This window comes from Paenibacillus sp. J23TS9, assembly GCF_018403225.1.
GTDB lineage: Bacteria > Bacillota > Bacilli > Paenibacillales > Paenibacillaceae > Paenibacillus_AQ.
The window spans coordinates 53,913-66,822 of sequence record NZ_BOSG01000007.1 but is presented as its reverse complement, the minus strand read 5'-3'; the positions used below and the strand labels follow the sequence as shown (position 1 = coordinate 66,822).

The 12,910-nt window shown below is 49.2% G+C and carries 12 protein-coding genes; 11 read left to right on the top strand and 1 reads right to left on the bottom strand.

The window, feature by feature from the left end; genetic code table 11:
* Nucleotides 1-62: 62 nt before the first annotated feature.
* The 6 genes from KJS65_RS27770 to rocF all read left to right on the top strand — a co-directional run bounded on the left by KJS65_RS27770 (nt 63) and on the right by rocF (nt 4,989).
* Nucleotides 63-632 carry a class I SAM-dependent methyltransferase gene (locus KJS65_RS27770; protein WP_213653066.1) on the top strand — a complete coding sequence of 190 codons (570 nt, stop codon included), beginning with the start codon at nt 63-65 and terminating at the stop codon, nt 630-632.
* Nucleotides 633-821: 189 nt separating this feature from the next.
* The gene (locus tag KJS65_RS27765) at nt 822-1,412 is read left to right on the top strand and encodes a YdeI/OmpD-associated family protein (RefSeq protein ID WP_213653065.1); all 591 of its coding nucleotides are present in this window, start codon (nt 822-824) and stop codon (nt 1,410-1,412) included.
* Between the two features lie 195 nt (nt 1,413-1,607).
* Nucleotides 1,608-2,225, top strand: coding sequence for a hypothetical protein (locus KJS65_RS27760; protein WP_213653064.1), 618 nt, complete (start codon nt 1,608-1,610; stop codon nt 2,223-2,225).
* Between the two features lie 130 nt (nt 2,226-2,355).
* On the top strand, nt 2,356-2,682 hold the full coding sequence (locus KJS65_RS27755) for a thioredoxin family protein (RefSeq protein ID WP_213653063.1): 327 nt from the start codon (nt 2,356-2,358) through the stop codon (nt 2,680-2,682).
* A 195-nt stretch (nt 2,683-2,877) separates the two neighbouring features.
* Complete coding sequence (locus KJS65_RS27750) at nt 2,878-4,083, top strand: ornithine--oxo-acid transaminase (RefSeq protein ID WP_213653062.1); 1,206 nt, start codon at nt 2,878-2,880, stop codon at nt 4,081-4,083.
* Nucleotides 4,084-4,089: 6 nt separating this feature from the next.
* On the top strand, nt 4,090-4,989 hold the full coding sequence (gene rocF / locus KJS65_RS27745; RefSeq protein ID WP_213653061.1) for an arginase: 900 nt from the start codon (nt 4,090-4,092) through the stop codon (nt 4,987-4,989).
* A 152-nt stretch (nt 4,990-5,141) separates the two neighbouring features.
* On the opposite strand, the gene KJS65_RS27740 is transcribed toward rocF, so the two are convergent.
* Entirely contained in the window at nt 5,142-5,591 is a 450-nt protein-coding gene (locus KJS65_RS27740) for a MarR family winged helix-turn-helix transcriptional regulator (protein ID WP_213653060.1), read from the bottom strand.
* 512 nt (nt 5,592-6,103) lie between these two features.
* Between KJS65_RS27740 and KJS65_RS27735 the strand changes: the two genes are divergently transcribed.
* The 5 genes from KJS65_RS27735 to KJS65_RS27715 all read left to right on the top strand — a co-directional run bounded on the left by KJS65_RS27735 (nt 6,104) and on the right by KJS65_RS27715 (nt 12,622).
* Nucleotides 6,104-6,730: a TetR/AcrR family transcriptional regulator gene (locus KJS65_RS27735; RefSeq protein ID WP_213653059.1), complete on the top strand. Its 627-nt coding sequence runs from the start codon at nt 6,104-6,106 to the stop codon at nt 6,728-6,730.
* Nucleotides 6,731-6,850: 120 nt separating this feature from the next.
* Entirely contained in the window at nt 6,851-7,447 is a 597-nt protein-coding gene (locus KJS65_RS27730) for a metal-dependent hydrolase (RefSeq protein ID WP_213653058.1), read from the top strand.
* A 132-nt stretch (nt 7,448-7,579) separates the two neighbouring features.
* A complete protein-coding gene (locus KJS65_RS27725) occupies nt 7,580-8,872 on the top strand; it encodes a homocysteine synthase (RefSeq protein ID WP_213653057.1) in 1,293 nt (430 codons plus the stop codon).
* Between the two features lie 245 nt (nt 8,873-9,117).
* The gene (locus KJS65_RS27720; protein ID WP_213653056.1) at nt 9,118-10,314 is read left to right on the top strand and encodes a hypothetical protein; all 1,197 of its coding nucleotides are present in this window, start codon (nt 9,118-9,120) and stop codon (nt 10,312-10,314) included.
* A gap of 340 nt (nt 10,315-10,654) precedes the next feature.
* The gene (locus KJS65_RS27715) at nt 10,655-12,622 is read left to right on the top strand and encodes a heavy metal translocating P-type ATPase (protein ID WP_213653055.1); all 1,968 of its coding nucleotides are present in this window, start codon (nt 10,655-10,657) and stop codon (nt 12,620-12,622) included.
* Nucleotides 12,623-12,910: the final 288 nt, after the last annotated feature.

Below are 12,910 nucleotides of genomic sequence, written 5' to 3'. Positions count from 1 at the left end.
TTTATCAGGAATGCTAGAATGAAATGGTCTGCACAGCATGTACCGATGAGGAGGAAGAATCGATGAACGATAAACGTTTTGACCCGGCACGGATTGCCAAGCTGGACAACCCCGAGCGAAGAAAGAATCTTCCGCCGGAGCAGCTTCTGGATCTGCTCGGTTTAACAGGTAGTGAGGATATTCTGGATGTGGGAGCAGGCGGTGGATACTTTACCTTTCCGGCTGTGGAGAGAACCAGCGGCATCGTGTACGCGCTAGATGCCCAGTCCGCAATGCTGGAATATTTGAAAAGCCGCATGGAGGAGCAGAAGACCGGCCGTATTGAGATCATCCAGGGCGAAGCGGAGCATATCCCGATGGAGGATGAGAAGGTGGATGCCGTCATCTGTTCCATGGTGCTTCATGAGGTGGATCCGCCGGAGCAGGGACTCCGGGAAATCCAGCGTGTCTTGAAAAAGGGTGGTCGTGCGCTGTGCATTGAATGGGAGCATGTCGAAACAGAAAGTGGGCCGCCACAGAACCATCGTATTTCCTCCAGCGAAATGACGCGTGTTTTGGAGGGAATGGGTTTTAAGGTGCTAAATCGGCAGCCGTGGACAGAAGCGTTCTACAGCATCGTTTTTGAAAAATAGATTTTTCGCTGGCAACTGGCGAACATTCAAAGAGAGTCCCGCAATTCGGATCGAATGGCGGAGGCTCTTTTTTTGCTTTTTAACCTTATAAGTCTTGAAGGCGATAATATATAAGGATTAAACTGGTAATTAGTATGAAAGGGAGCGGAAAAAGGTAGAACTGTACCTAAGGAAGGGAGTCGTGTGAGGATGAAGAAAGCGGAAGGACAAGCGGAATGGCCGCTGTTGTTATGTGAGAGTCAGTCTGACTGGGAGGCTTGGCTGGAGCAGAATCATCATCTTTCAAAGGGTGTCAGGCTGCAGATTGCCAAGAAGAATTCGGGATTTGATTCCGTGAGCTATGACGAAGCGCTGGACAGCGCGATTTGCTACGGCTGGATTGACAGCCGCAAGGAAAAGCTGGATGAAAAGAGCTGGATTCAGCGCTTTGGACCCCGGGGGAAAGACAGTATCTGGTCACAGGTGAACCGGGGAAAGGTCCAGCGTTTGACGGAGGAAGGGCGGATGAAGCCCGCGGGACTTCAGGCGGTCGAGACGGCAAGAAGCAACGGTCGCTGGGAAGCGGCGTATGAATCTCAAAGCCGTAGCACACTGCCGGAGGAATTGGAGGCCGCTTTTGTCGAGCATCCGGACGCGAAGGCATTTTATGAGACCTTGAACAGCCAAAATAAATTTGCGATCACGTTCCGGATCAAAAATGCGAAGAAGCCTGAAACCCGCAAAAGAAAAGTGGATGAGTTCGTCCGCATGCTCGAAAACGGGGAGAAAATATATCCGTAACGTATGAAACGAGGAGAGCGGCCGCTTAAAAAGCGGGGCTTTCCTTTTATGCTTTTACGAGTTATCAGCATAAAGATAAGATCTGCTGAATAAGCTTCAGAGAGCGGAAGGGAAGGCGCCGCAGCTGCAGCGGACAGTTATGGAAAGCGATCTTGGCGGTTTAACTGCAGCACCCGGGCGAAAGGGGCCATGAGAATGCTGTTGAACATAAGTATATTGATTGTCTTCATTTATACGGTGCTATGCATTATGTTCGTTCAACTCAACCGTCATATTTTGACGAACATGACTGGTATGGTAGTGGCGATGACGACAGGGCTCATGTCGAATTTGACGATTGGCGTCATTCTCGGCATGCTGTTTGCACAGAACCTGGTGGTGTCCACCGGGATATCGATCCTCTTTTGCTTCCTGATCGGCTATCTGATCGGTAGACCCCTAAGTCTGCTGGCCGTTATAGAAGGGATTGGAGGAGGTATCATGGGTGGCGTGCATGGTGCGATGCTGGGAGATATGATCCCGAAGCGGCAGTGGGATGTCATGCTGTTCATCATGGATGCCATGTTTATTGCGGTCACTGCGCTGGTCATTTACCTGATACTTGACCGCAAGCATCGAGAAGGGGAGCCGGTGGCGGCTGTGAGCTCTGTCAGAGAAATCAGGAGCGCTTTGCCGGCAGCACCTGTCCGTACTTCCTTCTGGATGATTTATATAGTGCTTCCGGTAGTCATCTTGTGCGTTGCCGCCTGGTTGGGCCACAGTCCTTCCGCAGGCGAGCCGTCATCTTCCGGTCATGAAATGCATTCCATGTAATCCTTTTGCAAACCATGTCATAAACGGCTAAAATAAGATAACGGTTCGGGTGTGATGCAAGTCATTGCATTCCGAAACCCAAGCTTCTCTAGGAAGCCGCCAAAGATGACGGGTAAAGGGGATAACAGAGATGGAACGTATTCAAACGGAAAAGCAATACGAGGATTTGATCAACCGAGACGGACTAACCGTCATTAAATATGACGCAACCTGGTGTCCGGACTGCAAGACGCTGGACAAATTTCTGCCGGACATCATGACGAAGCATTCGGATAAAGAATTCTATGCCATGGATGTGGAGCAGTTCGAGGATATCACCAGCAAAAACGATGTGCGCGGAATTCCGAGTCTTCTGGTATACAAGAACGGTGAGAAGCTAGCCCATTTGCACAGCAAATTCGCGAAGACACCGGCCGAGATATCCGAGTACCTGGAAACGCTGGAGTCCAAAAAATAATTTTTTGGCGGGGTGAATTCCCGTTTATAGTGTTTGAATCAAAGAGCACCGGTCTTCTTCATGCGGCAAGCGGAGGAAGACGGTGCTTTTTGCTGGTTTTTTATGTACAAAAATTCACAAATCATGAAATGGGGTTTTCGCCAATAAGATAGGAACGTAGCAAGGTGAAAAGTTAACATGATGGGATGTGCAGCTATGGCCACAACGGAACAAGTTCTGCAAATGATGGAGAGATACAGCGCGAGTAATTACCTTCCGCTCCCGATTGTCATCGAGAGGGCTGAAGGGGTATGGGTCGAGGATGCGGGAGGCCGTCGTTATCTTGATATGCTGAGCGCATATTCCGCGTTGAATCACGGTCACCGGCACCCCAAGATCATACAGGCGCTGAAAGAGCAGGCGGAAAAAGTGACGCTGACCTCAAGAGCGTTTCATAGTGAGGTGCTTGCACAGTTTGTGCGAAGGCTTGCGGAATTTGCCGGAAAAGACAAAATTCTTGCGATGAACTCCGGGGCGGAAGCGGTGGAAACTGCACTGAAAATGGCGAGGCGCTGGGCTTACCGGGTCAAAGGAGTGGAGGAGAACCGTGCGGAGATCATTGTCTGCGATGGCAATTTTCATGGACGGACATTAACCATTACGTCTTTCTCAACGGAAGGGGCATACAAACAGGATTTCGGTCCGTTTACGCCGGGGTTCAAAAGTGTTCCATATGGTGATCTTGAAGCGCTCCGGGCTGCGATTACGCCGGATACGGCTGCTTTTCTGGTGGAGCCGGTGCAGGGAGAGGCGGGGATTATCATACCTCCGGAGCGGTTTTTATCCGAGGCTTATGAGCTTTGCCGCCAGCAGCGCGTGCTGTTTATTGCAGATGAGATCCAGACGGGCTTTGGACGTACGGGCAAAAAATTCGCCTGTGATTGGGAGGCTGTAGTGCCGGATGTGTACATCCTGGGCAAGGCGCTTGGAGGCGGTGTGATTCCAATTTCGGCGGTTGCCGCGGATGATGCAATCATGAATGTATTTGAACCAGGCTCGCATGGCTCCACCTTCGGGGGGAATCCGTTGGCCTGTGCAGTGGCGCTGGCGGCACTGGATGTCATGGAGGAGGAAAGACTGGTGGAGCGGTCTGAGGAGCTTGGGCGTTATTTTATGAAAAAGCTTACATCCATCAGACATCCCGATATTGTTTCGGTCCGCGGACGCGGCCTATTGATCGGGATCCGGCTCTCAGTGCCTGCAAGGCCATACTGCGAAGCACTGGCAAGGATTGGACTTCTGTGTAAGGAAACGCATGAGACGACCATTCGGCTGGCGCCGCCTCTGGTCATCACGGAAGAGGAGCTGAACTTTGCTCTGAGCCGGATTGAAGAGGTGTTTGCCAGTCAAGGGGAGGCTTGAAGAAGAATGGTTCAGCAATCCATTTCAATCATCCGGGTACCGTTTGGGTTAGGCGCAGGGCGGCCCGGAAGCGAGAACGGTCCGGATAGCATATTAAAATTCGGCCTGGTGAAAAAGCTGCAGGGTCTTGGATATGAAGTTGAGGCGGATCAATGCATCCGCCTTCCAGATGGTGTCCATTCCCAGGCGGGAACCAAAATGAAGCATTTCGAGGAAGTATTGGCCGTGTCCGGCCAGCTTGGAGAGGCTGCCTACGAGACTGTGGCTGCCGGACATATTCCGCTGGTTCTGGGTGGCGATCACAGTATTGCGATGGGGTCTTTGGCCGGATTAACGCGGCATTACAGCAATATGGGCGTGATCTGGGTCGATGCGCACTCGGATTTGAATACGGAATTGACAAGTCCATCAGGGAACATGCATGGCATTTCCCTTGCGGTCGGTCTGGGACTTTCTCATATCAAGCTGAGGCAGATCGTGGAAGGCGCAGTACCCTTAAAACCCGAAAACTGTGTGATTATTGGAGCCAGAGATTTGGATCGGGATGAGAAAGCACTGATCCGTTCCACCGGGCTGACCTGTTTTACGATGCATGAAATTGACCGTCTCGGTATTGAGAAGGTGGTGCTTGAAGCACTTCGAATCGCTGGTAACGGCACCGATGGGGTGCATCTCAGCTTTGACATCGACAGCGTTGATCCGATTGAGGCACCAGGTACGGGGACACCTGTCAGAGGCGGACTCAGCTACCGTGAGGCGCATCTTTCACTCGAGCTCCTGAGTGAATCCGGACGGATTACTTCTGCCGAGTTTGTTGAGGTGAATCCGCTCCTGGACCGGAATAATCAGACGTCGAAGCTGGCTGTGGAGCTGATCGGCTCCCTATTCGGCAGCCGAATCCTCTGATATATGACAAAAAGAACAACATTGCTGCAGCCTTAAAGGCTGGCTTCAATGTTGTTCTTTTTCATGATTTAGCGCTCCCGCTGCCGGGTAGCCGTATATTCGAAAAATCCGAGAACAATGTCCGCTGAGCGGATGAGAGGGCGATACGGGATTTATTCGCGGTGGTTCCGCTGGTACTTGATCAACTCGCCCAGCTGGCGAATGGTCTCAAGCAGCTCGTCCGTCTCTTCATTTGTAAATTGATCCACCGTTTCAACAATTCGTTCCGAGCTCATATCGGACAATTGTTTAAGAACATGCGAGCCTTTGCCCGTAATCGTAATGTTCACGTAGCGCCGGTCTGTTTCAGAGCGGTTGCGTTCAATCAGCTCTTCTTGTACCAGCTTGTCGCAAATTTGCGTTATAGCGCTTGTCGTTAGACCTGTCACTTTCACAATGTCTGTGCCGCGCTGACTGCCGTTATTTTGCAGATATTGCAGAATGAACGCTTCAGTAGTGCTTAGCTTCATCTGCCGGACAATACCCGTATAGTCAATAAGACGCGGCAGCCTATCCATAAGTTCACAATATCGGTTAGCTAGTTCTTTGGATGAAGAATGCAAGCTAAATCACCCTCCTGCATATAACGGAATGATTGTTAACATAAAGTAACCCATTAATTCAAATAAGCTTCGTATAGTGACATGGTAGTTGGTAAACAATCGATCGTCAATAATAGTATACGATAAACGCTGCTATTCGTTGCGAGAAGCGGTAAAATAAGTTTTTTCCTTCATTTGTAAGAGCGAGCGCTTGACAATGCTAGGAAGAAAGAGCTATGCTTTTCTCTGCACTTTTGAAAGGTAAGCTTATATAAATTAAGCGATTACTTATCAATTGATAGAATTATGCAAATTTTTGCGTAATTCGGCATCAGCAACTCTCTCAATACTCTCAGGATTCTTTTTTAGGGCAGTCGTTATGCGGCTGTTTTTTTTGCGTGAAAATAATTTACATTTTTAGGGTGAAAAGGCATTGACTGATAAATAACCATTGGTTATATTATATCCACAATCAATAATAACCATCGGTTATTTAAATTAACTCACGAACAAGAAAGGAAATTCTGACCCAAATGCCTAGAAAAAAGCATGTTCGATCGGAGGACACCAAGCGGGATATATTGAACGCTGCCGGCCAGCTGTTTGCAGCCAGGGGATATGATGCAGTAACCATGCGCGAAATTGCGAAGGAGGCGAATTGTTCACACACGACGATTTACATTTATTTTGAGGATAAGGAGGCATTGCTGAACCAGCTTTCCATGCCTTCATTACTGGGACTACAACAGACGATCAGGGATTTACTGCTGGAAGAAGGGGAACCGGAATCGATTTTAAAACGCATCAGTCAGCTCTTTATCCGGTTTTGTCTGTTGAACCGAAATATGTACAGAATATTTTTTGAGATTAAATCCGTTCGTGTGGATGAAGTCTCTCCGGAAATGGAGATTAACCAGATCAGGAATTTGCTGTTCGCTCAGTTGATGCAGGCAGTAAGGAATTGCACAGGCTTAAAGGATGGAAGTGAGCGCCTGCTTGCCAGCACCCGTATTTATTTTTACATGCTTCACGGTATTGTGGGAACCTATCAATATTCCGAGGAGACGGCAGAGGAGCTAATACAGCGTCTGGCAGATACCTTTGATGAGGCATTTGAGGTTCTACTGCTTGGTTTTCGGGAGAAAAAATCAATCGGATAGCGGATCCGTAAAGGAGTTGCTCCATATGAGCTTTATCGTACTGGTGATTTTATTCTCGGGAGTCTGTGGTTGGCTTGATTCGCGAATTCCACAGGCAATCCGGAAAGAGGGGGAATAACGATGTTTGCAGGACATTTTGGTCTCGCCGCAGCCGTGAAATCCAGACAGCCTGAGACGCCGCTATGGGCTTTAATGCTTGGTACGCAGCTGCTGGATGTCATTTTTGTGCCTCTGCTTCTGACTGGAGTTGAGACCATCGTTCCCGTCGGGGAAGGAGGATACGGCGCATCGGTTATTCACGCGGATTATACACATTCCTTGGTCGGAGCATTGCTTATCGCCCTTCTTGCCAGTGTATTCGCCTGGAAGATCTGGGGTAAACGGAGTGGGGTTGTGATGGGCACTCTGGTATTTAGCCATTGGCTGCTTGATTTCTTGGTACACCGCAGTGATCTGCCCATATTTCCGGGGAACCTGGGGCAATTGCCGTTCCTGGGTCTCGGACTATGGAAATGGCCTTATATTAGTATATTATTAGAGATTCTTCTCATTGCCGCGGGCTCTGTGATGTACTACCGCTCTTTACAGACACGGGCTAAAGCTGACACGGGCAGCGTAGCGGGAAATTCACGATCAGGCCGAGCCCTTTGGACGAGTATAATTATGGCTGGACTGCTGGTATTATCACTGGTATCCGACCTGCTGGGAATGGGCTGACTGCGTAAATCATATTAATTTAATAGGAATTATCATTTTTTACCTTTTCAAACGTTGGGAAGTATGAGAAAATATGAAAAAAATCGCGCGCTAGCGACTATTTTTACATGCGAGAAAAGGGAGGATTTACCCATGTCCAACGAACGCCCATTATCATTTGAAACCTTAGCCGTGCATGCGGGCCAGGAAATTGACCCAACGACGCTTTCCCGCGCAGTGCCGCTGTATCAAACAACTTCATATGGCTTCAAAGATACTGATCATGCAGCCAATTTGTTTGCGCTGAAGGAATTCGGCAATATTTATACACGCTTGATGAATCCGACAACCGATGTGTTTGAGCAGCGCGTGGCTGCACTGGAAGGCGGGGTTGGCGCATTGGCGACTTCATCCGGACAGGCGGCAATCACCTTCTCCGTACTGAATATCGCTGGCGCAGGTGATGAGATCGTATCATCCTCCACGCTGTATGGCGGCACGTATAACCTGTTCTCTACTACACTGGCAAAGCTCGGTATTAAGGTGCATTTCGTCGATGCAAGCGATCCGGAGAACTTCCGCGCAGCAATCAACGAGAATACCAAAGCATTATATGCCGAAACGATTGGTAACCCTAAAGGGGATGTGCTGGATATTGAGGCTGTTGCCAATATCGCTCATGAGCATGGTGTTCCGCTGATCCTGGATAATACCTTCCCAAGCCCGTATCTGCTGCGTCCGATTGAGCATGGTGCGGATGTTGTCGTGCATTCGGCTACCAAATTCATCGGCGGCCATGGTACATCCATTGGCGGCGTGATTGTGGACGGCGGTAAATTCGACTGGGCAAAGAGCGGTAAATTTCCGGGACTGACTGAACCGGATCCAAGCTACCATGGCGTCGTATATACGGAAGCTGTTGGACCAATGGCTTATATTATCAAAGCACGCGTACAGCTGCTTCGTGACATGGGTGCCACGATTTCGCCATTCAACTCATGGATGCTGCTGCAGGGACTTGAAACATTGCATCTTCGCATGGATCGTCACAGCTCAAACGCCCTTCAGGTTGCGCAGTATCTGGAAAGCCATGATGCGGTGGAGTGGGTAAGCTATGCAGGGCTTCCAAGTCATCCATCTTATGAGCTGGCACAGAAGTATCTGCCTAAGGGACAGGGTGCGATCCTGACGTTTGGCATCAAGGGCGGAAAAGAAGCGGGACGCAAAGTCATTGAGAACGTTAAGCTGTTCTCCCACCTCGCCAACGTAGGTGATTCCAAGTCTCTCATCATTCACCCGGCGAGCACAACGCATCAACAGCTGTCCGAGGAAGAGCAAATTGCAGCCGGAGTCAATCCGGAAATGCTGCGTTTGTCCATCGGTACGGAAGCCATCGATGATATTTTGTATGATCTGGAGCAGGCAATTACAGCCAGCCAGCAATAATATATAAATAAGTGAAGCCAAGGAACCGCTCTGTTGAGCGGTTTTTTTCTTTTTAATAGATAAGCAGGTTCAGGGGAATTGTCTTTTTGATTTGTTCCCGGTGTACGTCAGGTCTGATATTAAGAGAAAAAGGCCAACTACCGCGCAAATTCTGTATATTTCTCAACGGGAGCTAATATTCTGTATGGTAGGGCTCGATGCCAACGGGCTCACTTTTTCCGGGAAAAGAGGGTGGACAGCCAAAAATGAAGAGTGATCGGTGTCAGAATAACTGCTGCCAAAGCGGCTCCTGCTCTATGTCTGATTTTGTGGAAACGTTGTATCCGGTAAGTCAGCGGGATGAGAGGAAGTCATTAAAGGATGAAGGGCAGGCACGGGCATGCTCCTTGCCGGAAATCGCTTCGCTTGTGGAGCTGACCCTGATTGGATCCATGACAAAGGAGGAGGCGATTCTCGCGGCTGATCCCTATTCAATCGGTGCCATTTTGCGGGAGTCCGGGCCTTTTTCAAGGGAACATATGGATCTGGGAGCACCGGAGCGCTTATTGAAGTGGAGCGACGAGGTGCGCAGTTTGAAGATTTTTGCCGAAAATGTGGCTTATCCGCTGGAACAATCAGATTGCTTGACCGGGACGACAGGCTTGATGCTGCTCCGTGAGGATCATTGGCTCAGAAACGGACATCTCAAGGAAATTTTTGAAGAATGGGCTTTGCAGTACTCTTCCAATCTTGGCATGCAGCATCCGAGCATTGTATTGAGGGAACGACTGTTATACCGGTGGAAAGGGCATATCGAAACGATGCTCCATCATTTAGATGAAGGGGTACTGGGTGTTGCTTTGGTATCCGGCGCTGATTTAACTCTGGAAAGTCCGCTCGAAAAAGCGTATCTTCTGGATTTGCGTGATATTCAGCTTGAAGCTTTATTCCGTGCGGCACTGGCTTGTTATCGTCAGGGAATGGAGAACCGTTTGGAAATTCTGATCCCGTATCCTGCAGATACAGAGGAATGGACTCATGCATATGAATTGATTGAACGGGTAGCCGAGGAAACATTATGTCATCAGCGCCGAGCGGTAACTTATAGGATCGGTGCATTGATGAGAGCTGAAGTTAGTGAGGAAGCGGCCGCGGACCTGTCCCGGTGCGCAGATCTGTTCGTCTTGGACTGCAGTTCAATCAGCCATTCCGGCCATTCATGGTCTGAGGGTATGATCGGGAGCTTAGAAGCAAAGGTAGAATCTATACGAAAAGTTAGGCCGCATATCCCGCTTCGTTTGTCAGGAATGCAAAATGCGGCTGATCTGTCAGAACTGTACCGAATGGATGTGAATGAGGTCAGCATGCTCTCCGGGGGTATAGCCGCATTCCGCTTGGCCGCGGCGCAGTTGGAGCTGCAGGAAGAAGCGGACGGAGCGAATAGATATTGTTGTGAAGGATAGCATTTTACATAGACCTGAACATGAGATGCGCACCGGATTTTCATTGTTGGTGTTCAATTGCCTGAATATGAGGGATGCCCTGAACTGCATCTTCGTATTCAGGTTTTTTTGTGTTTAAGTGTAAAAACAAGTTTACAATTCATGCAGCCCGGCATATAATATAAGCATAAAGTTGCATTAGGGAAAAACAATTGTATTGATGCAAAAATGATTATCATTCTCAATTGGACGTTGATACGTCCTTCATTAAAAACATGCTGCTCCGGCTAATCTGGAGCAGCATGTGCTGTTTTAAGGGTACTAATAATGCTTTTCATTCTCAGTTAGGAAGGTGAACAATATGGAAAATATACAAAAGATCACAGCTCAAATCGCAAAACAAGGTCCTGCCTCCGGCAGTTTAAAAGAACCAAACCCTCATCGCAAGAGACGCTTCGATATCCGGGGGATGCTGCGCAATCCTGAAATGCAGGCAGCCATACTGAGTGGTGTGCTTATGCTTGGAGGCTGGGCTGCAGGCTACGTTTCAACTGCGATTTCGGTCATGCTGTACATTCTGTCCTATGCGGCTGGAGGATGGCTTAAAGCCAAGGAGGGAATGGAAACGCTCATCAAAGAGCGGGAGCTGGACGTGAATCTGCTCATGGTAGCTGCCGCGCTGGGTGCTGCCAGCATCGGCTACTGGAATGAAGGGGCGATGCTGATCTTTATCTTTGCGCTCAGCGGCGCGCTTGAAAGCTATACCATGGAGCGGAGCAAAAAAGATATCTCCTCCTTGATGGCCCTTAAGCCTGAGCTTGCGCTCCGGATTGAAGATGGCAAAATGACGCTGGTTTCCATAGATGAACTGAAGGTCAGCGACTTGATTCTGGTAAAGCCAGGCGAACTAATCCCGGCGGATGGGATTATTCATAAAGGATTTTCTGCCGTGAACCAATCCTCGATTACCGGGGAGTCTGTGCCTATGGACAAATCTCAGGGTGATGAAGTATTTGCCGGTACATTGAATGGGGAAGGCGTACTGTATATCGAAGTATCGCAAACATCAGATGCTACGGTGTTTGCGAAAATTATCCGTTTGGTAGAAGAGGCGGAGAATGAGGTTCCACAATCAGAGCGGTTCATGAAGCGATTTGAAGCGATATATGCCAAAATCGTAGTTGCAGTTACCTTGGTCATTATCTTTGCTGTTCCGTTCGTGTTTGGCTGGAGCTTTGGCGACTCTTTTTATAAAGCCATGGTATTTCTGGTTGTGGCTTCACCTTGCGCACTCGTTGCCTCTATAATGCCTGCTTTGTTGTCGGCAATCTCTAACCGGGCACGTCGCGGCATCTTGTTTAAAGGCGGTGCCCATATGGAAAATATGGCATTGACCTCAGTCGTTGCGTTTGATAAAACAGGTACTCTGACTGCTGGCGAGCCGCAGGTAACAGATATTATCGCCGCAAATGGTTACGACCGTAAGGAGCTGCTTGCTGTCATCGCTTCTGTGGAACAGCTGTCGGAGCATCCTTTGGCAAAAGCGATCGTCAGAAAGGCCGAGGAGGAGGGGCTCGAGCTGCTGCCCGCCGAATCGGTGACTTCGGTTACCGGCTGGGGAATGGAAGGAAACGTGGGTGCAAAGCAGTGGCGGATCGGAAAAACAGATGTGCTGGACCGGATGGATGACGGCAAGGAAGCCGTGTACTGGAAACAGCAGCGCACCGTTCTGGGTGCGGAAGGGAAAACCGTATCGGTTATTCTGGATGGGGAAAGGGTAGCCGGTCTTGTCGCTTTGCAGGATGTGGTTCGTCCTCAGGCTGCGGCTGCTGTGCGAAAGCTCCAAGCTATCGGTGTAAAGGTGGCCATGCTGACCGGTGACCGCAGCGAAACGGCGCAGGTCATCGCCCGGCAAACCGGTGTCGATCTTATTTACTCGGATCTGCTTCCTGAAGAAAAGGTGACGTATGTGAAAAAGCTGCGCGAGGAATACGGGCATGTCGTTATGGTCGGTGATGGTGTGAATGACGCACCTGCACTCGCGACAGCGACCGTAGGGATGGGCATGGGAATGAGCGGCAGCGGCACGGCGCTCGAGGTCGCGGATGTGGTGCTCATGAATGATAACATTGAAGAAATTGCCGGCACAATCAAGCTTGCCCGCCGCGCGCGCCGGATCGTCAAGCAGAATATGGTGTTTGCAATCACCGTTATTGTCCTGCTGATGAGCGGGAACTTTCTGACGGGTATTGCCCTGCCATTTGGCGTAGTTGGTCATGAAGGAAGCACGATTCTTGTCATCCTTAATGCCCTGCGGTTATTAAGATAATCATATGATTTTCTAAAAGAGAGGAACTTTCGGTCTGTCTGCCCGGGAGTTCCTTTTATTCATTGAATAAAGATGTTGTGTAGGGGGATCCGTAGGAAGCTATTCGGTATATGCCACCCTTATTTGTATAAATTTAATTGTTAACAATCGACATCAACCCATGTATACTTGTGCTATTGACATAAGTGTCTATTTATATGATAATAATTATCAGGTAATAATTATTTTAAATAAAATATAAAGTGAACCTGGTATGTCCGGCTTATGCGGGGCTACTTTCCGGGCACT